Annotated in this window: 2 protein-coding genes; both read left to right on the forward strand. The window is 49.1% G+C overall.

Annotated features, from left to right (window positions below):
- The first annotated feature begins 4 nt into the window (after positions 1–4).
- Complete coding sequence (locus AKL11_RS20455; protein ID WP_067521341.1) at positions 5–802, forward strand: SapC family protein; 798 nt, start codon at positions 5–7, stop codon at positions 800–802.
- 223 nt (positions 803–1,025) lie between these two features.
- On the forward strand, positions 1,026–26,354 hold the full coding sequence (locus tag AKL11_RS20460) for an LEPR-XLL domain-containing protein (RefSeq protein WP_172807344.1): 25,329 nt from the start codon (positions 1,026–1,028) through the stop codon (positions 26,352–26,354).

Below are 26,354 nucleotides of genomic sequence, written 5' to 3' on the forward strand. Positions count from 1 at the left end.
ACCTATGACTGTTCAACTTTTGATTTATGGACAGGTAGAGGCGGTCAATAAAAAGCGCCACGCAGGCTGGTCTATCAAAGCTGAGAATAACTATGATTTTGCCCGCAAAGTGAATTCAGTGCCTTTGATGGCCGTGGAGTTTCCAAAGGCAGCTGAAGATTATGCCATTGTTTTTGCCGGTAACGGTGACGACATTGTACCGGTTGTTGTGATGGGGGTTCGTGAAGGTGAGAACGCTTATGTGGATGAGCAGGGGCAGTGGAAAGTCGGCTATGTGCCTGCATTTATCCGACGGTATCCGTTTGTTTTTGCTACGTCCGATGAAGGCAAAACACTGACGCTCTGTCTGGACGAAGCCTATGCAGGTTGCAATCAGGAAGGTCGTGGCGAGCGTTTGTTTGATGCGGAAGGTGAGCAAACACAGTATTTGGATAAAGTGCTGAGTTTTCTGAAAGACTATCAGGCTCAACATCAGCGCACGCAGCAATTCTGTAGGAAACTGAATGAACTGGGTGTTTTGGAAGATATGGGTGCAAAATTTACTCTGCCCGGTCAGGAAGAGCGCACGTTGACCGGCTTTAAAGTGGTGAACCGTGAAAAGCTAAAAGGTATTGCAGCGGAAGAGTTATCTGCCCTGATGGCCAACGATGGGCTGGAGCTGATTTATCGACATCTGCATTCCATGAGTAACTTGAATAAGGTGATCGAGCGTTTGCCCAGACAAGTTATTTCTTCAGAGGATTTAACCGATTCATCGGAAGTGCCTAGTGCGGCACAGGCTGCTGAGGCGGGTGTCCACTGATACGGTTAGCAGTGATTTTGGTGTTTTGATACGCACGGCTTATGCCGTGCATTTTGCTGTAAATGCATTGTGAAAAGTTTCGATGTGATAGAGATGCGATTGAGATGCAATAAAGAGTGCCTTTACAACAAAATAATGAATTTATAACGCTTTCTCCTTTCTGGGATGTCATGACCAGACTTTGAAAGTAACGGATTTCAGAATAATAACAATGGATCGGTTCATGGATAAGCAATCCCAAGACGGCAAAACCTACAAGACCGATGTTGCTGAAGCGGCAGGTAAACGCTTATTTCCTAAATTAAACCGTCTGTTTGAAAAAATGTTCCGACAGGAACGGCTGCATGAACGCCGTAAAAGGCTTGAAGATTTCTTTACGCTGGAGCAGCTGGAACCCCGACTGCTGTTATCCGCTGATCCTATTGCTGCCCTGCAGGATAATGCGCTGCAGTTAGAGCAGGATGCGAGTGTTACGCTGCAAGTCGTTACTGAAAACGAACAACAATATCTTCGTCTGGTTGACGACAATGACTCGGTATTAGGTAAGAAAAGTATCAGCGATATTGCCGCCGGTAGCACGATTACGGTGGTGGGTTCTGACGGCGCCGACAGTTTTACAGTTGACCAATCATTCCTCGATCTGGGAGAACAGTCGTTTGTCGTTCAGTTTGACGGTAAAGGTGGTAATGACACCGTTGCAGCGGGCAGTGATGTTACCAGCAGTGCCTGGCAGATCAGCGGTGACAATGAAGGTTCTATGGGAACCAGTGGTATCGTCGAGTTTCTTGATATTGAAACGCTTCAAGCCACTCAAACAGATGAATCCCGTCATGAATTAGCTGCGATCAATGATGACTATCATTGGCTGATCGATGAGGAAGGGAAGGGAGTGTTGTCAACTCTGGACAATACTGAGGGCAGCATTCTCCAGACCGCCTCCTCCATTAAAATATCCTTTTCCGGTTTTGATTTATTAGGCGGCAGTGGCTCGGATTATCTCGACTATAGCCAGTATACAAGCGGTGTCGTCGTGAATCTGGATGCCGGAACGGCGACAGGTTTTGATGAGATCTCAGGCGTTAATACCCTGGTTGGGTCTTCTCTTAGCGATACTCTGACCGGCGATAGCAACAATAACCTGTTTATTGGTGGCAAGGGCGACACGGTTACCGGTAACGGTGGATTTGATTCGGTGCTTTATCAGGCTAGTGAGGGTGACTTGAATTTAAACGTCACTACGAAGCAGGTGCCTGATGAAAATGACCCCGCTAAGAATGTAACGGTGACTGTTTTTGAATATCAGTCCGGTACATGGGCAGAAGACTCAAGTAATGGAACATGGTCTTTTACCGGCAGTGCAATCATGGAAACGCTGGATGTAGATTTGTTAATGGCCACCGGAACCGATGGTAATAATCGCTTAGATTTTTCGGAGTCTACTCTACAGGTCTATCTTGATGGTGGTGCGGGTGATGACACGCTGATCGGTGGTGTAAAAGACGATATCTTGATCGGTGGGTTGGGCGTTGATCAGTTAACCGGTGGTGCTGGGTACGATGAAGTTATCGAAGTTCGCGCGGCGGACTTTGTTCTGGCAGGGAATACCCTTAAAGCAAACGACGATGACAATGAAGTAGATACACTTGATGGAATTGAGAGTGTCTACCTGAAAGCCCTTGCAGAAAATGGTGCCGGTAAAACGCTGGATGCCAGTGGTGCCAGTGAATACGACATCACATTGGTCGGCACCGAATTTGATGATGTGCTTAAAGCGTCTGACCATGGCGATACTTTAACCGGTCTGGCTGGGGCTGATGTCATCACCGGTGGCGCCGGTGATGATGTGTTGGAAGAAGATTTTGCCGGCAGGGCCACGATCACAGGCTCTGGCGGTCATTATCAATTGGATCTTGGTAAAGGTGCTTCTGAGGTCTGGACGATTGGATTACCCGATACCCCTACCGGTGATGGTTTTACACTCACCATTACCGATATCGCCGGTTCGTACACGACGGATACGATCCTCTGGGACGCAAGTGGCCTGGATATGGTTCGCGCCATTGAAAAAGCCATGGGGCTCCAGTTTGGTCAGGTGGCGGTCACTGAAAATGGGGACGGGAGCTGGCAGTTTGAATTCTCAGGTATTTATGCCGGGCAGGCTATTGCTACATCTTTAACCGCTAATATCGCAGGTGTTACTGCGTCGGTGACCTCTGGAAGTCAGTCGTTAGATACCCTGAATAATTTTGGCAGTAACGATACATTGTCGCTTTCTGGCAGTGAGAGGGAAGATCATGTTGACCTGTCCACTTTCGAAGGTCGTTCTATTGTCAGCACCTTTGGCGGCAGTGACCGTATAACCGGTGCTCAGGATGTTAATACGATTGATGCCGGTGACGGCAGTGACACCATTTTTGTCACTTCGAAGAGTGCTGATAATCTTGATGGTGGCAAGGGTTCTGACACTCTGGTTGCTGATTTAAGCAACGAATCCATTGGTCACGTCATTGATCTGGATAATCATCAGTTACTTATTGGCAGCGTCACTATCACTCATCAAGGCTTTGAATCCAGTGGCCTTGTCGGTGGTGCGGGTGATGATGCTTTTGATGCCAGCAGCTTTTCCGGTGTTTCACTCAGTACAGCTCTGGATAATATCGAAGGTTGGAAGGCGCTTTCACTGCACGTTATGCGTGTCAGCCTTGATGATAATCAGACCGCTTTAGATATCGATCTTACCACTGCAGCGACTCTGGAAGAGTTAATCAGCTTGATCAATGGCGCAGATGACCGGGAAGCCGGCGCACTCCATGCCACCTTTAATCAGGAGCAAGGACGCATTGAGCTAAGCGGTCTTTCCGCAATTTCCGTTCCTGATTATGATGCCAGCGCTACCAGTATTCTCAATATTCTTGGTCTGACGGGAACGATCAGCAACTCTGCAATTAATGGGCTGAGTTTAAGCCTGCTGGCTTCACTGCAACTTACTAGTCAGAAAGGCAACGGTGGTTCTGACAGTTACATTGGTTCCGGTGGTAACGATTTCTTGGAGATAGATGCTGGCGATACCTCCGTCAATGGAAAAGGCGGCAGTGATACGGTATCTGCAGTAACCAATGGTGCTCAGACTGCACTGGTACTGACGGATAATTCTCTGACCTGGCAGGATGCGGACGACACCACCAGTGATGGTGATGCCAGTATTACTCTTGCACATATTGAAAGCGCTCGATTGACTGCCAATACGGGTGCTACGTTACTGGATGCCAGTGCTGCCAGCATTGATCTGGTACTTGATGCCGGCACCACAGCGGCAGCGTTAAAGGCAGGTTCTGGCAATAATGAACTGCGCCTTGATGTGAATGGGCGCAGTGAAAAAGTATCGGTCACACTGGTTGATGGTGCTCAGAGTAATGATGTCGTCTTTTACGGAGGCAGCGAAGATTTTGCCATCAGTACCTTTGACTGGGCAGATATTACCGGCGACAACTACACAGCCGTTAATGAAAGCAGTGATGATTTAACCATTAATGGTTCTGTTCAATGGACGGGTGGCGATCTCGAATTCCGGGCATTGAACGGTAAGATAACCGTCAATGGCAGTATTATAACGGATAATGCGACTGGCAAGGCGGGGGATGTAACCCTGTCAGCTCGCATTATTGCAGTGAATAACGACATAACTGCCATTGGCAGTGATCTGTCGGATAGTGGCGATATTACCCTCCAGGCCATCGATGGTCGTAATCTTGTCTACGGCAGTCTTCAGCAGGGCGCAGCTTCTGCTCTCGCTGTTCTGCCGGTTTATTACAACGTTGATCTGCAAACGGCGACGGTCACTATTGGTGATGTCACCATTGATGGTAAAGACATCAACATTATTGCCCGCGCCGAGTCCAATCCTGAAAAGGATATGAATAATGATGGTGGCATCTTTGATTTGGGTATCGATTTTCTCAGCGATATGCAGAGTGATATCGAAAACCTGAAGTTGATTGCCGGCGTCAGTCGTTCCGATGTCACCAGCAAAGTCACGGTTTCAAGCGGAGCTGTGCTTAAAGGCGACAACATCACCATTGAAGCAAACTCTATTGCCAGGGTGACCGCTTCACCAATTTCCATTGGATTGGCCGTAGCGGTAGGTGTTCTGGACTCTGAATCCACCGTCAATATAAATGGCACCCTGATTGCCAGTGGCGATATTACCATTGGCAGTCGTGCAGATAATTTCCTTAATGTGGATGCCAGCCCACTGTTCGGTGTTAAAGGCTTTTCGGGCAGCGCAGCGGTGGGTATTTTAAATTCCGATTCCTCTGTCACAGTAAACGGCGCCAGCAATATAGTGGCTGGTGGAAACCTGAACATCAAAGCGGCAACGGTGGATTACAGCCATGTGACGGCCACCAGTGAATCCGGAAATGCGGGTAAAGTCGCGGCCAGTGTGGCGGTGCAGATCGAGTCGGGCAATACCAATGCAACGCTGGCTGGTGATGTGCTGGTGAAAGGCGATGTCATTGTTGATGCGGTTCAGGAGCAGGCAAGGGTTGGCGGCAAATGGGGAACCATTGCTGAAGCCACGGTTGACCGTGTACCCAGTATCATCGATAAATACGAAGATGCAGCAAAGCAGAAAGTCGCCTTCAACAAAAAAGTGCCTCTCGGCAAATGGTTACAGAAAAAGGTTAAACCCACTGACCGCCTCAAACCAACCAAAGCGACAGTGGGTATTGCGCTGGTTTATGCAGAAGACAGTAATCAGGTAAATGCCTACCTGGGTGATCAGAGTCTGGTCAGCAATATTCAGATTGGTGGCAGTCTTGATGTGCTGGCCAGTGCAGAGAGTCGTCTATTAACGGCGACATCATCGACTTCAAGCAGTCCATCCCAACTCAGTCAGGTAGAAGGCGTCGCAGGCACCGATACCAGCAGCGGTGAATTTAAACAGGTGCCGTTTGGTGCAGCAGTTTCCGTCACCATTGCTTCACTGGATAACAATGCTCAGGCTCATATTCAGGGGGATACCCAACTGGATGTTCTGGGTGCAATGAATGTTGATGCATCGGCTAAGAACCTGACGGGCATTATCGCGCCGGACACCACCTTCAAATATGTCAAACCAACGCTGGTGGGTAAGGATGAAATCCTGAGTGATTATGCCCTGAAAGAAGGGGATTTAATTCAATTCGATCACTCCAATTACCAGTGGGCGGATAATGATAAAAAGCCCGAGATCAGTCAGTTCTTTGAGGCAGTGTATAAATTCAAAGGGGATGATCAAAGCGACGTTAACCTGGCCTCTGAAGATTTTAATGATTTCACCCGTTGGGAATTACTGGGTAATCAGTATTCAAGTTTCCCTTATCAACTGTTCGGTGGCGATACTGACCTTTACTTCGTGGATAACGACATCAAGTCCGAAGCTGCGGGAGCCAAGGTTTCTCTGGCGCTTAATTTCTCACTGCTGGATTCCAAACAAACAGCGGATGCTCGAATAAAAGGCAGTGTTCAGCTAAATCAAAGAAGTGCTCTGGAAAATAACTTTGATTCGACCGGTGAAACACTGGCTTACAGCGCCGCTGAGAATCTGCAATCGGCTTCCTGGGTGGGCGCTGAGCGAAACCTGACCGTTAACTCGCAAACCATTAACCAGTCCGTCGATTATGTCGGTAACAAAACATCGACGGATACCTCCATTGGTTTTCTGAAAAAGCTTTATGCCCTTGCCGGTGCATCTGAAAGTGGTAACGGTGTGGGTGCCAGTGTCTTTTTAAACAACGTCACGACGAAAAGTCAGGCGGTGATAGAAGACGGTGCCATTATTTATGCCGATAAGGTTTCCGTGACCGCCGATGCCGATGTATTTGCTGTCGGTGCCGGTTATGCAGGCGGTTCAGGAACCGCAAGCCTGGGTATTGCCGGGCTTTATATGCAGAACGTGATCAGCAGTACGGCGATTGCCCAGATTCAATCCGGAGTCACGCTGGTGGCTGGTGCGGATGATGCCAGCTCAGAACGGCTGAAAGTAGTGGCAGATAACAGAGTCGATTTGATTGTCGCTGCCGGTGCAATGGGCAGCGCCGGAGCAGTGGGCATTGGTGCATCCGCAGCCATCAGTGATATTACCAAAGTCACCAAAGCGCTGGTGGGTACTGAGGGGAATTCATTAAGTCGTGATGGCACCATTACGGTGAACGGTGATGCGCGGGTTGAGGCGGACAGCAGTGGTTTGGTCATCGGAACGGCGGTCAGTGCTTCTTGGGCAACAGGTAAAGTTAAGCCTTCTGGCGGTGAGCCGCCGAAGCAGGAAAATAGCGCCTATGGTATCAGTGCTGCCGGTGCATTTATCTTCAATACTGTTGATCACACGACAGCGGCAGAAGTGCAGAACCTTCAAAGTTTTAATGCCGACAAACTGACCCTTAAAGCGGTAGAAAGCAGCGGTGTATTCGCTTTTCCAATCACTTATGCCAGTGCAACCGCTACAAAATTCGCTTTGGCCGCAGCGGGTATTGGCTTGCAAAATGATGCGACCTTTATTGTCCGTTCAGGCGCCCACAATGTTGGATCGATGTCGCTGGATACGCTGGATGTTCTGGCGAAAAACGACAGTATTGTCGTAACAACCTCGCTTTCAGCAGCGCTGGCCGGTATTGCCAATAGTTCGGTGGGAGCCAGTAGTAGTATTGCCCTGTCTGGTAATGTATCAATCAATAATGTCACTGCGGATATCGATGCCTATTTAAGCGACATTGATAGCCTGACGGTGAAAGGCAAAGACAGTGACGGTTTTGGCGCTAAGATTGAAGCGCGGGATGAGTCAGAAATTTATGCGATTGCTCTCGGTGTCGCCTACGCAGGTAATGGCGCTGTTGGTGTCACTGTCGCTGAAAATACTATTAATAGCGATATCGATGCCCTGATCAGTAATACCGATCTGACCTCGGAAACCGGAAAAATCCGTCATCAGGCGATCAGCGAGGCTGATATTGTTTCAGTGGCCTTGGGTGCGGCAGTGACAAAAGAAACGAGTCCTGATTTTGATACCAAGGTTGGTATTTCGGTGGGGGCGGCTATCAGCAGCAATCTGGTACGCATGAATACCCGTGCCCGAGTGACTGAAGGTAGCGCCATCACATTACCCGGCAAACATCTGGACGACGCCCGTCTTGATATCAAGGCTCAGAATAATACGGATATTATTGGTGTGGTGGTTGCCGCCTCCGTTGGCTTACAAAGCGGCGCAACCACCACGGTGAATTTAAGTGGCGCCGGTGCCAGTGTTAATAATGAAGTTTACGGGGATACCGAAGCCCTGATTGATGGTTCAACGATTCAGCAAACGTCATCGGTCCTGGATGCATCCACTGCGGATACTGGCGTTTATCTGGATGCCGATGCCAACGGCTTTATTTCTGCGACTGTGGTTTCAGCGAGTCTTGCCTATGCAGGCTCAACTACAGGAACCGGGGTTTCCGGCAGTATTGGTGTTAGCTTGGCAGAGAATACCATCGGTGGTGATCCGGAAAATAATAACAAAGCCAATTCCATCCGGGCGCTTATCAATAACTCCAATGTAAACGTCTCCGGAACCGTAAGTACTGATGCAGAAAGCACGCAGAAGATTTCTTCGGTCATCACTGCTGCTTCCGTGGCGCTTGCAAAATCCGATTCTGGCTCTGCGGGAGGCCTGAGCGGTGTTGGTGCATCAGCAACGAACAGCATGACGGTGGATATTGAATCCGGTGTGACGGCCAGCAGTGATGGATATCCTTTACTGGCAGATAAGTTAACGATTCGGGCAAAGGACGATTCGGATATCCTCAGCACCGTTGTGGGTGCAACGGTCGCAGGCGCATACTCTGGCAGCAATGCAGTAGGATTGAGCATTGGTGTATCACTGGCTGAAAGTAAGGTAGATACCAATACCATAGCGATTCTCGATGGGGTTGATGTAGGCTCTGATGCACATAAAGTCGGGGCTGTGTCACTTAATGCCACATCCAATTCAGAAATTACTGCGGCTTCCGTAACGGCTTCTATCGCAGCCAGTCTTTCCACGCCATCTGGGTCCGCAGTTGGATTGAGTGGTGGTGGTGCCTCTTCTGAAAATACAATTTATGGCAGCACGTCGGCTGTTGTCCGTAACAGTGATTTGACCAGCAATGGTGATATTTCAGTGACGGCCAGCAATACATCCACTATTGATGCAACGGTCATAGCCGCTTCCGTGGCTGCAGCCAAAGATACCAGTAGTGGCAGTGTCGGAGTTTCTATTGGAGCGGCTGTCACCAGCAACCAAATCGGTGCTGAAAATGATCGTCTGGGTGTTCTTGCCTATCTGGAAAACAGTCAGGTAGATACCAGCGGTAACCTGACAGTATCTGCAACCGGTGATATGACCATCAATGCTGATGCGGGTGCAGGCTCCGCTGCAGTTGCAGGGAGTACAGGTGGTTCAGCACTAACAGCCAGCGGTGCCGGAGCAGAGGCAAAGAACAGTGCCTACGCCGATGTGCTTGCATATGTGGATAATACGACAGCAGTCGACGCTAACTCGATTCTGGTTGATGATCTCAGCATTACTGCAAAAGACGACAGTGATATCACCAGTACGGCAGTAGGCGCTTCTCTGGGTATCAGCTATGCACCTTCAGGTACTTCTGGTGCCATCAGTATTGGGGTTTCTCTGGCTGAAAATACAATCGATGTTAATACAGCTGCCAGGTTGATGGGCGTCAGTGGTGGTTCAGCCGATCGTAAACTGGGCAATATCAGCCTTACTGGCGATTCAACCGGTACTATTCAGTCCAAATCCGTTGCAGCATCTCTTGCCGGTTCATATGGCCAGTCCGGATCACTTTCCCTCAGTGGTGCCGGCGCTTCTTCTGGAAACACCATTACCGGCATGACAGAAGCTGTAATTCGTAGCAGTGATCTTACCAGTGATGGCAATCTTTTTGTCACGGCCTCCAATACCTCGGATATTGATGCACTGGTGGTTGCAGCCACGCTTGCCGGTTCGGCAGGCACCGGCGGTAGCAGTGGTGCCGTATCCATTGGTGCAGCCCTGACCAGCAACACTATTGGTAGTGATAAAAATAACCGCTATGGTGTGCTGGCTTATCTTAAAGACACCAGTGTTCAAGCAGAAGGCAATATGACCCTTTCGGCTACTGGTAACATGACCATTGACGCCGATTCCGGTGCTGGCTCAGCAGCAGTGACAGGAAGTAGTCAGTCTGCCCTAGCCGGTAGTGGTTCCGGAGCCAGTGCGGAAAATACTATTTATGGTCAGGTAGAGTCGTATATCGATAACACACCGGCTGATTCGGCATCAGCCAGCAGTGATTGGGTTCTGGTTGATGACTTGAGCTTGACCGCAAGTAATACCTCAAATATTACCAGCACTGCGGTGGGTGCATCGCTTGCAGGAAGTTATGCCGCAGGCTCAGTGGGCGGAAGCCTGACCGTTGGTGTTTCTCTGGCAGAAAGTCTGGTGGATATTGAGACAGCAGCCAGGCTTGATCATGTCAATGGCGGAAAAGCGGATCAGTTAAACGGCAGTGTATCTTTGTCTGCCTCATCGGATAACACCATCAAGACACATTCCGTCGCGGCATCTCTGGCCGCAGCGTTCAGCTCGTCAGGTTCTATTGCGCTCAGCGGTGGTGGTGCTTATTCAGGCAATACCATTGGTGGATCAACAGAAGCACTGGTTGAAAACAGTGATCTGTTCAGTAATGGTGATGTATCCATCAACTCAGCCAATACTTCTGATATTGACTCAACAACAGTCGCCGTTTCAGCCGCCATAGCGGCAGATTCTGGTAGTGGCAGTGCAGGCATTTCCATCGGTGCAGCCATTACCGAAAACATTATTGGTACGAGTGATGACCGTCAAGGCGTCAAAGCTCTCGTGGATAACAGTGCTCTTAGTATTGATGGCGATCTGACAGTTGGTGCTACCAATAACATGAATATTAATGCTGATGCTGGTGCAGGCTCGGCAGCAGTGGTTGCCTCTGGCGGCTCGGGACTAGCGGGCAGTGGTTCCGGCGTTGGGGCAACCAACATAATTTATGGTGAGACACTGGCCTGGATTGATAGCAGCAGAGATATCACTGCTGGCGAAATTGCTGTCGATGCGATTAACAATGCTTCTATCACTTCTGTGGCAGGTTCCGCCAGTGTGGCCTTTGGTCTGGCAAGTGATGCCAGCTTATCTGTTACTGTGGCTGCCGCTGTTGCAGAAAATACCGTTAATTCCATAGTGGGTGCAAAAGCCGCTGGCGTTCATAATAACCGGCCCAGAATACTGGCCGAGTCCCTCGCTGTGAATGCGACAGATGCCTCCATTATTGATGCCCGTGTGGTTGGTGCTTCTGTTGGTGCTGCCATTGGAAAGGATGCAGGCGTTAGCCTGGCGGTAGGAGCTGCTCAAGCTATTAATACTGTGACCAATCAGGTCTATGCCAATATTGATGATCTTGCAATTGAAGCCAGAAATGGTGGTGTGACGGTTGCTGCTCTGGAAAGTACAACTGTTGATTTAAAGGCCGAAGCTGCTTCTGTAGCGATTGGTGCAGGAAAAGTGGGTGCTGCATTTGCTGTTGCGGGTGTGAAAGGCACCAATACTATAAACAACAGCAGTCAGGCATTTATCACGGATTCTGAAATTACGCTGGTACCCCGTGCTGATTATGCAGGTGGCAGCCTGATTGAAGAGCTACTGAACAATGATCTGGTGGAGTTTGCCGATGGCGTTTATCGCTATATTGGCACTGACTTGGATTTGTCTCCGGACTTTGAGTCAGACGGTTACCAGTACGATGAAAATGGTAGCCGTGTTGCGGGCCCATTTACCACTGTTGCTGCCGGTGAACAGTTCTACTTTGTTGATGGTACCTATCGTAATAATGGTGCAACAGAGCTCTCTCTGGAGAAAGCCATTGCGGTAGCCGCTGCACTGCGTGCTGAAGCTCTGGCTGCTGAGGCAAGTAACTACGAGAGCCTTGCCAACACTGCTCAAACCGCTGCGGATAATGCTCAGGCACTCGCAGATGCAGCCCAGACAGAGGCTGATCGTCTGGCAGCCCTGGCGGATACCGCGGTGGAAACCTCATTAAATGCCAACACATCCAATGCGGTCGCCAAAGCGGAAGCGGCGGAACAGGCCGTTGCCGCCTGGCAGGCTGAGTTGGCAAATGTCGCAGGGCTTCAGGAAACTGCTGATCAATTGCAGGAAGAAGCGGATGTTTGGAATGCCATTTATGCAGCGGCCAAATCCGGTGCGGATGATGCTCAGGCACTGGCAGATAGTACAGCTGCTGAAGCAGGTCTGGATGCTGCGGGAGTGTCCGCACTCAAGGCGGACTGGGCACTGTTAGATCTTGAAGAAGTGAAGAGTTCAATGCCTTCGGGTGACTGGGAACTGGTTTACGCAACGGCTGATTACGGTGACCAGGACATTTCCGTGACCGCAGTGAATAACGCTGCAATTACCTCGGTAGTTGGCGCTTCCAGTGCTTCTCTGGGAGCAGGCAAAGTGGGCGCTGCTGCCGCTATCGGTGTAACGCTTTCTGAAAATACCATTGGGTCAAATCATCAGACTTCTGCCTACATAGAAGACTCTAGACTTACGTCATTAAACAACATTGTTGTTGATGCTCAGTCACTGTCGACGATCGACAGTACCGTATATGGTGCCAGTGTGGCTGTCGCGGCTGGAAAAGGTGCTTTAAGTGCAGCAGCAGTTGGTATTGATCTGAATAATACCATCGGAGGCAGTACCTCTGCCTACGTGAACAACTCAGCCATGGTGGCTGGTAATGATATTTCCATCACTGCGGATGCTGACGGCCAGGTGATCAAGGCCGATGCGGTGGCAGTTGCTGTATCGGCAGCGATTGGTCTGGGTGGTTCTGTCTCCATCTCAGCTACCGATATCGATAACACCATAGAAATGACCGTGAATGCCTGGCTGAATGTAAACGACAGTCAATCCATTGCCAATCAGGATTATCGGGTATTTGCTGGCAATGATATTGATGTCACCAGTCATGTCAATGCCTTGATGAAAAACGTCGATGCGACAGCGGTTACCTTCAGTGCCGGTCTGGTGGGCGCCAGTGGCGGTGGTGTTGATATTACCAACCTGGTGAATAATCAGGTGAATGCCACCATCAGCGGCAGTGATAGCAGTAGTGCCGTGATTGGTTCGGCGGGAGATATCCATCTTAAAGCCAGTGAAACCACGGATTTAAGCATTGAAGTGACGAACGTTGCGCTTAGCGCCAGTATTGGTGGCGCCCTTGGCGTTGCGCTGGTTCGCAACGATGTCCGCAGTTCCATTACCAGTCGGGTAAAAGACACTGAACTGGCATCTCAGAATATCTATATAGATGCCTTGGCGAATAATACCATCGGGCAAACCCAGGCGTTTGGTTTTGCTGCTGCGCTTGCGGCGGCCAGTGCCAACCGGGCAGATGTGGATATCACGACCACCGTTTCAGCGGTGACGGAATCCGCAACACTGATGGCAGTTGATGAATTAGTAATTAATGCGAACGCAACCAATTACGCCCGGGCAGATGCCAGCGGTGGGGCAGTGGGTGCGGTGGCCGCCGGAGCTATGATTGCGGATATCGAACAGGGTGCTGATGGCGCAGAAGATGTGTTGGTGGAAGTTGGTGATGGCTCTCGGTTGGGCGCAGCCTATATCGCCATTAAGGCTTCCGGCAATGATGATTTACTGCCGGAAACCATTGCCGCTTCCGGTGGTTATGTTGCCGGTGCGGGTGCTGAAAGTAATGTCACCAGTTATCAGGCAGTGGTCGCCAATATTGGCAAGGGTGTTGTGATCGAAGCCGATCAATTTGATCTGAGCAGTACCCTTGATCAAACCGTGGATGCCAGTGCAGATGCTTATTCCGTCGGCGTGGCCTCGGGTACCGGTGCTGGCTTGAACATCAATATCAAGAGTTATGCTGACGTTAATGTGGGTGCCAGTACTGCGGCATCATCTTCTGGTAATGGGTCATCCATTACGGCTCACGATATCACGATCAATGCACTGAACCACTTTGATAAATCCCGGTTCAGCAATGGCAAATCACTTAGGACAGGTTCCGGTAATCTTGCCGGTGTGACCGCCATGGTGAGCCAAACCATTCTCAATAACCATGCCCGGATTAACCTTTCCGACGATGTTGAACTGATCGCCGAAGGCAGTTACGACGACAAAGCAAACATTCGTATTGAAGCGCAGAATGATATCACTGCGATTGATAGCATTACTCTGGAAACCATCAGCGGTATTGGCAGTATCAATGCGGCCACCAGTAAGGTCGATGCCAATTCCGACGCCGAAGTGAATATTGATGGCGCCGTTATAGAAAACGTCACTGGCAAAGTATTTATGACTGCCAAGACCGACTCCGAGAACCGGGCCAGTTCGGATATTCTCGCGGTTTCTGGTCTGTCCAGTGCCGCAACCGGCGTTGCCATTGCCAATACCAATGCCCGTAACAATGTCAGTATTGCCAATGCGAATATCAAGGCAGGAGACGTCTATCTCTACGCTGGCAAGAGCAGTCAGGGTGTTCTGAATATTCTTGAAAGTAGTGCCAATGTAGAGCTGACCGCGGTTTCATCCTCGGCCAATGTGGCGGTGCCTGTTCCGGAAGCGAAAATAACAGAAACCAATACCATCACGCTGGGTAACAATGCAGATATCAAGTCCATGACGGATATCACCATTGAAGCCCGTGAAGGCATCGGTGGTAGCGAGCGGGCAAAAGAGTCCGGGTTGACACTGTCGATATCGGGTGTACCTTACGGGTTTGAGATTGATCGTAATGGCGACGTTACTTCGAACAATCAGTTCTCGGTTGCTGATTCAGCCCGGGCGACGGCTGGCGTTAATAATAAAACCTTCCTGCAGATTCGTCCGTTAGCTGAGATTAAGGATATTCTCAGTGACAGCAGCAAAGTAAATGCGCAGGGCGAAATTAATATTGATGCCCTGACCGAGGCCGACAAAAAGCTGCTGTTTGGCGTGGATAATGCGGAAGGTAACGTTGTCGTTCCTGAACTGCCAGAGGATGTCGTGTATGTGATGGAAGCGCTTGCCCTCAGCACCATCAACTTCCTGATTACTCAGGATACGGTGATCGAGCATAATGGCAGTTATTACCGGTATACACCTCAGAACAGCATTGAAATCGATCTTAAAAACGAAAATTACAACAATAAAAACCGTTGGACGAAACTGAGTCTCAGCCTTGTGGAATCTAAGGGCTATCCGGTTTATGAAAGCGCTATAACGGCTTCTCTGGGCAGTGCTATGACGGGTGAGTTCTTTGTGGTGAAGCCTCAGGAACTGGATTCCCCAACACTGACGTTTACCAATTTAAGCACTGTGCTGTTTGAACAAAAGGCGCAGGTGGAAAGCTGGATTCGTGATCACAGCACCAATGCTGAGGCTATTGCCCGCTATCAGGTTCAGCTGGAAGAAATTAATAGAAAAATTGATGAGCTGGGGCTGTCTGATTATGTGCATACAGTGGAAGCAGAGCAGATCATTAAGGCCCCGGATGGAAAGTACTATAAGAGCAAGATTAAGCAGGAAAGTATTCTAGAGCTGGCTGACTATTCTGATACCACGTTGTGGGAACCAACTTCGTCTAATAGCGATACATGGGATTATACCGATACCGAAAATGCGACCAGTAAAGTCTACAATCAGGCGTTGGATATCCTGATGGTGGATTTACCGGATGTCTATGCGGCACCCGGTTCCATTTATCTTCAGATCGATGGTAAAACCGCTGAATCACTGGCAGCTCAGAGCAATATGGATAACCTCCATGCCCGGGAAGGTGCCACTATCCAAATCGTCAACACCACGCCTTTCGCCCTGCGGGTCAATGATGCCATTGTGCAGGATACCCAGCGGGTTGAAATGGTCGGCGGCTCCCTGAAAACCTATACGCCGGGCGCCGTTCAGATCAACTATAAGGATGTGAATTCCATTGCCATCCGTGGTGGAGCTCAATCCAATGATGACCAGAGCAGCAGCTCAAATTCACCGAATGAAATTATTATTTTCCAGGATACTGATCCCCAAAATATAAAGGACCAGTATGGCAACTTCACACTGCCAGAAATACCTCAGGGTATGTACATTCAGGGTAATGTGGTCAATGAAAATGGTGGTGCTTATATCAATAACCGGGAAGGGTCTATTGAAGTATCCACCCAGATTCGTGCTGAGACCGTTAATATCTTTGCGGCGGGTGATTTCTCCCTGAACTCCGATGCCTGGTTCCATACCAATAAAGATCCACGGCAGTATATCAACTACCAGTTGATGCGGAATTTTGTCTATAACAAAGCCGGTACAACCCAGTCCATTGCTACGGGTGCTAATGATACCTCCCTGATTTATACACTCTTCAAAGCTGGATACAGCGGGTTGGAAAGCAGTATTGCGGCAGATAACTCCCAGATTGTCTCCATGGGTAAAGTCACGCTGACTGCTCGATACCTGAACGTCAACGGTCTGGTTCAGAGTGGCGTGAATACCGTGTACCTGACCGTGGATAAAAACTTCCGTGGTGGTGCCAATAATGTGGATCTAACCAATAAAAAAGGTCAGGCCATTTCCGGTATCAGTTTCGCGGACCCTGATAATCCTAACAGTGTAAAAGTGCCGGTGGACGGTTATTGGGATGCGGTTCGTCAGGCCATTATTATCGACGATATTGTACCGGCGGGCGGTGAAGTGGTGATTTCCGGTCAGGTAATCAGTACTGGTAATGGGCGGATTGTTGCCGCCAGCGGTTATGCCTCTGTTGATATAAATAACAACAGCGGTTACGAGCTGGTGATGAACGATATTGATAATCGTCAGTACCGTGAAGGCAAAATCACCATTATTGATAGTAAGCAGCTGACCAAAGACGAATATCAGTTTAATGGCAATCAGGCGACGCACACTGAATATCAAGGAAAACCGATAGAAGCCAGTGCAGTTACTGGAGAAATTGCCCGAATTGATTACGATCAGATTGGCAATGTCAAAACCAGCAGCAATGCCAATGGGTTCTCCTACGAAGTTAACGAAGGTGCCCGTTATGTATGGACCGAAGGGCAGAGTAAAACCAAAACCACGGTTCGTAAGTACGAGAAAAAGAGCTTTAATCTGTTTGGTGGTAATACGGACTTTGATGATTGGCTGGCAAAAGACAACAGTTATAAATGGGAAACTATTGAATTTACCGACAAGTCACCATTACTGGAATCAGAGTCGGTGCTGTTACCAGCCGATGAGCATTATTCAGAGAGTGATTATGAAGTCACTTATGAACAAACGGCAGGTGACAGCAGTGCCAATGACTATGATCGTGACACCTGGACGACTGGCGGCGGATGGTTACGTAAGAAAACCGTTCATACCAAAATTACCGTGGTTGAAGGGCTGAAAGATTACTACACCCACTCCCTGAAAGCGGATTACGACATTGCCATTAACTTCCTTGGTGGCAATAGTCAGCCGGATGTGAATATTACCAGTAAGGGTGATATTACCCTGGCCGGCAAAATCAAAATAGCGGATGAAGGTACATTAAATATTCTGTCTACCCATGGCTCTATTACCATGAGTGATGGTGTTTATGCCCTGACCAGTCAAGCGGATATCGCAGCAAGAGGCACGGTTCGTGTCATCCTTGAGGGTAATACCACGGACAAAGGCCATCGTGTTGTATCAGACACTGGCAGTGTTTATCTCGGTGTGGTGCAGGATGATAACCCCGGAGAAGGTAAGACCAGTTCTAACAAACTGTATATTGATGAGATTTCTGCCCGCCATTCCGTCGAAATAAATGCCGGAGGCGGTATTTACCAAGCAAACGGCGGTGAAGCGGTTTCCATTTCTGCCAATGTGATTGAGTTGCTGGCACTGGGTGGTGATATTGGCCACCTGACCATTGATTCTTCAACCCGGAACGATGCCGGTTATATCATCGTTGAAGCACAAGGCAATGTTGCCCTGACCGAAAGCACTGGTGATTTGAATGTAAACCGGATTGTTGCTGCTCAGGTGACAGGTGATGGCAGTTCACCTTATGGAGTGCAGTTAACCACCATAAACGGCGATATTCTGGATGCCAATGATGATGAGGTTCGTGCTTCCAGTCTTGATACGTCAGCTGCCCAGCAATTTTACGCCGAGTCTCAGGTGACCAACGAAGCGGATGCTGTCACCGAGCTTTACCATCAGTACTGGAATATTCTTCGTGACAATGGCGCCGTTGACTATCTGGCAGACGTGTCGGCATACGATCAATACGATGCGCTATTTGAGCACTTATCGGGTGATGAATTGGCGGATGCTCAGAACCGCATTGCAGCACTGAATAACAGCCTGACGGATGTTTCTGAATATAATATGTCTTTTGACCAGCTGGCTGTATGGCAGGCGGCGGAAGTCGATTCCAATTCTGGCAAAATCAGTGAACTTGAATCCCGTATTCAGGCGAAGGTCAATATCAACCGACCCGTGTTTGAAAGCATTCTTTCCCCTGGCATTGTTGCCAAGCTTTATCCGGATACCCCGATCATGGGTGGTGGAAGTACGGGGTCTGCCGAAGCGGCCAATATTCAAACACTGGTCAGTGGTAGTGCAATTATTCTTAACGCTGCTGGTGGTCTTGGCCAAACAGACGACCGTGTCACCATTGATATGAGTGGCGGGGTCGTTGCTCTGGCGGATGATCAAAAAGAGATATTGTCTCAAGCAACGGGTAACGATGTGGTTGCTACTGACTATGTCTTCTACCGCTACACCGGAATAGCAGGTGATATCTCTCAGTTTGATATCGATTACAGTGATGGCAACTGGGTAGCGGTTCAAAGCCTTGATGCTGCCATTGATGGGCTATCCACTATCAATAATGGTGATTATGTTCGGGTCGATCAGGATGGGGTTCCGGTGCTCTATCAATACACAGGCAGTGTCGCCTCTATTGAGTTGTCACAGGAAAACTTTGAAGTAGCTGACTCACCATGGGAGCGAGTCAGTGCGACCAGTGTAGCTCCAGCCAGCGTTCTGAATTTAGCGTCTGGTGAGTTGGTTATGCAGCTCAGTTCGGTCACGATTCAGCTATGGGATGATCTGAACCTTGATGGTGATGTGAATCTGACTGCAATAGCAGAGAAGGGAATTGCCCTTGAACATAGTGGTGCATTGTCTGTTGATCGGATTGTTGGTGGTAGCTGGGTACGATTAAATGTGTCCGGTGCCATGATTGACAATGGTCAACACGCGGAAGCAGCGGTGGTCAGTGCCGGTGATCTGGTTCTGATTACCGGGGGTAATATTCAATCTCAGGCAGGTGATGCATTCCGGGTTCAGGTGGCTGAGTCTGCAAAACTCAGTGTTGACACTGTGGGTTCTGTAAACATTTGGCAGGTAGAAGGCAATGTCAATATTTCCGGTAACAATACGGCGATTAGCGACCTTTACCTTGAGGATATTGCTGCAACCGGACATCTCACCTTTACTGCGGGTCTACTCTCTTCTTTTGAGCCAACAAGTGCCGGTATTGGTCAGTCCGATATTATTGTAGAAAAAGTCAGCACGACGGCAGGTACCGTTACATTACAGGCGGCAGGCGATATTCTGGATGCCTATAACGATACCAACAGCGCCATTATTAATATTCGAGCTCAGGATTTGATGTTAATTGCCGGCGGAGGCATTGGCAGTCGGCAGGGCATCACTGACAACTATCTGGATATCAAACTCTCTGGTGATGTGTCTGCCAATACAGGCAATGACGTTTATCTGAACGCAGTTGAGAGTTCCATCAGTATTGGCCAGATATCGTCTTTGGCTGATGTTATGTTGAATTCGGCCCAATCCATCATTGATGGCGATTCTGATAACAATAATGAGCTAATCAGCTTGACCGGTGATAGTGATATTTCCGCCGTTTCTATCTTCCTGTTTGCAGCCAACGGCACCATCGGGCAGTTGGGTAATCAGCTGGAAATTGATACCAACTCTGGTCAGTTAACCAGTCTCAGTGGCAAGAGCACCTATCTCCGTGAGACTCGTGGCGACTTACATATTGCGAGTCTGGTGGCTGACAGTGATAACAGCGGCAGTGGTGATCAGAATGCCTATCTGACTGTCGATGGCAGTGTATTTAATAGCGTTGCATCCGGTGACACGATTATTGCCACCGGATTGCGCATTGTTGCTGGTGATGGTGTTGGTAGATCTAACGACAGTCTTCGTGTATTGATTGATAACCTGGAAGCAGATGCACTGACCGGTAGCATAAACTTGAACAATACCGGACATCTCACGTTGGGTGGTGTCAGTGATGAACTGACAGGTGTAAAAGCGCAGCAGCACATCAGTTTGACAGCACAAAGCCCGATGACCATCAATGAAGCGGTCATAGCCATCGAAGGCAATATTGACCTTGTTGCATCGGATTCTTCGGCAGCCGGTGACGACCTGATTATTCAAGACGTAGTTGTTGAAGCCAAGCTAGGAAACCTGACATTAAATGTCGGTGACCGACTTCAGCTGAATCTTGGTGGGCAGTTAAATGCGGCGCAAACCCTAACCATCAACACAGACCTTGGCAGTGCCGATTCTACATCTGGTGCCGTTAATCTCTATGGCAGCCTGAATGCGACCACCATTCTGCTGAATACCGGACAGGGTGACGACACGGTATTGTTTGATGTTCAGGATATTGACGGTGATGTAGACGTAAATACGGGGTCAGGTAACGATGAGCTTACCGTTAACCGTATGGTCAGCCGGGCAGCGGAAGATGCATTCGTCCTTGATGGAGAAGGTGGAACAGACACTTATATCATTAACCGCACTGGCGATGATGCAGATTACGTGCTGGATGTCCGGGATTCCGGAGCTGCAGCCGATGGCGCTGACACCCTGACCATTAATGGTACGACTCTGGATGATACTTTCCTTTTAAGAGCTAATTTCGTTGCAGCTATGCATGTGGATTCTGGTGGTGAATACACGTCAACGGTTGAACGAATCAATTATGATCGCAATATCAATGCACGCTTGACCATCAACGGTCTTGAAGGTGCTGACAGCTTCTTCAGTGATGACAATAGCTCCATTACAACGCTGGATGGTGGCGCCGGTAATGATAACTTCCAGATAGGCCAGTTGTTTGGTCTTGATCGTAACACCGCCACTGGCGCTGTCGCTGCCGGCGATGACATCGAAACCACTGAAACCACTCTGGGCTTCCTGAGTAAAGGTAATAGCTTACCCATGGTCGTTTATGGTGGTGACGGAAAAGACCAGATCAAAGTTTACTCCAACAAAGCAATCACCAAACTCTATGGCGAAGATGGTGATGACAGCTTCATCGTTCGTGCCTTCTTGAAAAAGAACACCATGGAAACCGCCGGTGGTGGTGATGTGGAATTGTTTGGTGGTGAAGGTGCCGACGATATTCAATACAGCATTAACTCACCGCTGAAAATTGATGGAGGTAATGGTACGGACTCCGTAGTGGTACTGGGTACGGAAGCCGATGACAGCTTCATGATCACCGAAAACGGCATCTTCGGTGCCGGATTAAACGTCAGCTTTGATGGTGTCGAACTGGCGGAAGTGGATGGACTTGAAGGTGATGACACCTTCTATGTTCTGAGCACCAGCGATGAAGTGGAGACTACGATTATCGGTGGGCTGGGTGCCGACACCTTTAATGTGGCCAGCGATGTTACCCAACCGATAGTGTCTTACTCGGTTGAAGGGCGCAGCAGCTTTATTAATCACAGTGTTCTGAGTGATGATGAGGCCTACAATAAATTGTTTGTTGAAGGCATCTCTCTCAATGTTGCCAATAAAGATAATGGCGCCATTGGTGTTGACCGTGATGATGGTGAGCTGGTGGTGAGCGAAGGCGGTGCTGAAGACTTCTACGACCTGTTCCTGAGCGCAGATAAGCCAACGGAAGCCACTGTCGCTTATGTGACCGTCTCGGCAGCCAGGGCATCGGGCAGCGATAAGGACAAGACCGGCGGCAAGGCGGATAGTGTCAAGATCTCCATTGATGGTCAGAATTTCTATGAGTCTCTGGTGATAGCCTATAACTCGGAAACGAATTGGGATGAAGCCACAAGAATCTATATTCAGGCGGTGGATGATATCGCTGCGGAAGGTCAGCGGGATTACGTAATCAGTCACAGCGTACGCAGTACGAATCCGGATTTTGATCTGCTGGATATCGATAACGTCGAAGTGACGGTGAACGATAATGACAAGGCCAGCATTATTGTCAGCCCGGTGAATAATATTACGGCCATAGAAGGTGGTGCAGATGTCACGTTTGATGTGAGCCTGTCTGTGCAGCCGGAAGTGGGTGAAACAGTTACGGTTTCTATCGCTGAGATCATTCCTGCAGACTGGACTGGCCAGCTGACGTTCAGTACCGATACATTGACGTTTGATCATAGCAACTGGTCAGGGCAATTTACGGTAACTGCCAGCGATGATAATGCCGTCGAGAACCTCTACCGGGCAGACATTACATTAACCGCAGGCAGTGATCAAAATGGTTCTGGTTTTAATGGTGCTGATACCGTTTCTGTTGATATTGATGTGGTGGATAACGACAGTGGGTCTGTGATTATCACCCAGACCGATGGCTCAACGCTGGTTAGTGAAACAAAAGAAGACGGTTATCAGATTGCTCTCAGCAAGCAACCTACAGCAACGGTCACCGTTAACCTGTTGAATGATGGACAGATTATTTTCGCCAGTGATGATCCTCGTTTTGATAGTGCAACCAACAGTGTCACGTTTGGTGTTGATGATTGGGATACGCCGATTGATATCAAGCTGACTGCTAACCCGGACTTTGCACCTGAAACCGATAGTCAGCCGGTACAGAACCCACCACTGCAGCCGCATATGCTGTCGGATATCCGTGGCAAGCTGATTATCGAAGGTGGTACACCTGAAGGCAAAAAGCGTGAGCTGACCCAGGCGGTCATGTTGCCAACTGAAATTGATGGACCATTGCCGCTTGTCGAAATTGAGCTTAATGAAGATGAGCAGACCGATACGCTGAATATCTTTAATGATGGCAGTATTCAGAATGATAACGGCACCCTCACAGCAGACACACTGACCGGGCTTGGCATGTCAGCCGGCATTGAGTATCACGATGTTGAGGTTGTCGAGTTATTGCTGGGTACGGGTAATGATGAGCTCACTATTGAGAGTACCGCATCAAATGTAATCACTGTCGTACATGGTGGTGGTGGTAACGATACCCTGACAGTCGACAACAGTGCTTCTGATGGTGTTCTGGTGCTTCTGGGGGATTCGGTTCAGGATGGTTCGGCTTATAACGCCATATCGGATCAGAAAACCGAAAAAGGCAGAGAGTTTGCCAATCCAGGTAGTGATGTTATTGATGCCTCCGGTGCCGGTGGCTCCGTCGTCATTTACGGTGGGCAAGGCAACGATACGCTGATTGGCAGTCACTATGATGATCATATTGCCGGCGGCTCCGGAGATGACAATATCTCTGGTATGGACGGCAATGATCACATTTATGGCGACTCAGGATTCAATCTTGATCTATCGACACGACTGGATATGTCTACCCAGATTCTGATCGTTGTTAATTCTGCTGACCTGTCAAATGACAACCTGGATACGGCAGACCAGCTGACGGTTGGTAATGACACTATCGACGGTGGTAACGGTGATGACATTATCCTTGGAGACAAAGGTAGCATTGCCCAATTGGCAGGCACCAATCGAATTCTAACTACTGGCTCGGTGGTCATGATCAGCAATAGCCACCGTGACCAGGGTGGCAACGACATCATCTCTGGTAACGCCGGTCATGATATTGTGATTGCCGGGTTTGGTGATGATGAGATTGAGGGTGGTAACGGCAACGATATTCTCTTTGGCGACAGTGGTCAGCTGAATTATGCCGATGGTGATTCCGACATTTCCACGCTGGACAGTGTTTCCACCGTTGATGCTCTGTTGGGTGGTAATGACCAGATTTCTGGTCATACCGGCGATGACTTCCTCTTTGGTGGCTCTGGCCTGGATGTATTGATAGGTGATGGTTCCCGCAATCGCAATACAGGTATTGAAACCGATCATGACGTCATTATTGGTGATCTCGGTGGTATCGCTTTAACGGGTAATCGTGCGGTGCGTATCTACAGCAAGGATACGACAGTAGGCGCTGGAGATACCATTGAGGGCAATGATGGCAACGATATGATTATTGCCGGTGCTGGTAATGATAATGTGCAGGGTCAGGCGGGTAATGACTGGATTCTGTCCGACGTTGGTGAGATCGATCTTCGAAATGGCCAGCAGGTGCTGAGTACCGCTTCTGGTAATAGCCACAGCACTGGCGATGATACCGTCGATGCTGGTGAAGGTGAGAACCGGATTCTTGGTGGGCTTGGTAATGATGAAATTACCACTGGCTCAGGTGCAGATGTTGTCTTGGGTGACAATGGTTCTCTGACATATACAGCAGCCGGTGTTGCTATCTCAATGACCACTTTTGATACCACACTGGGTGGGAATGACACGATTAAGACAGGTGATGGTGATAATCGGATTCTTGCTGGTCAAGGTGGTGACAATATCACGACAGGTTCTGGTAGTGATGTCATTGTTGGCGACAACGGCTCGTTAACCTTCAACGATGCTGGTGTGTTGACTGAACTGATCAGTATCGACACGAGCACCGGTGGTGACGATACAATCACTGCAGGCAATGGTAACAACGTGATTATTGCTGGAGCAGAGAACGATGAGGTGACCACTGGAACTGGTAACGATGTGGTTGTAGCGGACAATGGTTCACTAAGTTACACCGATACCGGGGTATTAGTTGAGTTGATCAGCATTGATACGTCGACCGGAGGTAATGACACAATCAATAGTGGAAGTGGTCGCAATCTGATCATCGCAGGCTTGGGTGGTGATCTGATCAATACTGGAACGGGTAATGATGATATTGCCGGTGATAATGCCAGGTTTACTTTCAACGACAGTGGCATACTCCGTGAAATGGTCACCATTGAAACCACACTGGGTGGTGATGATGAAATCAATGCCAGAGACGGCAACAACCGTATTCTTGGTGGCCAGGGTGATGATGATATCACGACTGGTAGCGGTAATGACCATATCGCTGGCGATAATGCCATTCTTGCCTATGATGACAGCGGGATTATTACCCGGGCAGAGTCCAAAGCCCTTGCCTTTGGTGGTGACGATCTGATTGAGTCCGGTTCAGGCAATGACCTTATTCTGGGTGGCTTTGGCAACGATGAACTGACGTCAGGGGACGGTAACGATACGGTTATCGGTGATAGCGGACAGGTTAATTTTGTTGGCGGTATTCGCAACGATGTCTTCAGTACCGATGTCAGCAATAGTACTGGTGGGAATGACATTATCAATCTGGGTAATGGCAGTGATCAGGCCATTGGTGGTGTTGGTAATGATCAGATAACAAATGCCTCTGGCGAAAGCATCATGATTGGCGATGATGGTCGTATTGTCAGTGACTCTGAAGGTCGTTACCTTTCTGCACGAACCGGAAGCACCTCTATTGGCGGCAATGATCGTATGACTGGCGGCTCTGACCGGGATATTATGCTGGGTGGTTTTGGTGCTGATTATCTGGACGGTAAGGCCGGTGATGATCTGATGGGCGGTGATGGGACCCTTGTGACCCGCACAACCTCCAATATCATTATTGAAGCTGTCGATCTGTTTACCGGTGGTGCAGACACCTTGATTGGTGGCGAAGGTCTTGACCGTATGCAGGGCCATGCAGAAGGTGACTTCTTTGATGGCAGTTTGAGTGAAGATGTCATTGTGGGCGACTATGGTCGTTTTACCTTTGATGCCAATACGGATTCTGAGCAAGCGACATTCGTTGTATCTCTCGCGCAGAGTGGATTGGACTTGATTCGTGGTGAGCAGACGGCACTGTTCAGTAATTTTGCCCAGCAGTTCTTTGCCGAATCTGGCCTCGGGCAGGTAGCAAGAAACAGAGCATTAGAAACCGTACTGTTTTCTGATCAGGCACAAAATGCTTTTTCCAGCTTAACCCCAGCGTCGCAACAACGCTCATTGAGTTCTGGTGATGTGATTTCCACCGAAATAGAAGCCGAGCAGGAGGAAATCCCAGCAGAAGCCCAGCAAGATACTGAGCAGAAGGCATCTGATGAACTGCCAGAAGAAGAGCGTAGCGAACCAATCTTCGACAGTGATTGTGATAATACGACGGATGAAGTTGAATCTGAATGTGTCCCAGCATCGGAGATGCAGGCAGAAGAAGTTGAGAATCTGGAGCCGCTGCTTTCTAATGATTTTGAACAGGCGACATCGGGTATCGACCTAAATGCAGCATTGGTTGGCTTTTCTGCTTGGGTAGTGATGAAGCCTGCTGTAAAAGGAAGAAAGGCGAGGGTAGATTCTTGA

It is taken from the genome of Endozoicomonas ascidiicola (assembly GCF_001646945.1).
Lineage (GTDB): Bacteria > Pseudomonadota > Gammaproteobacteria > Pseudomonadales > Endozoicomonadaceae > Endozoicomonas > Endozoicomonas ascidiicola.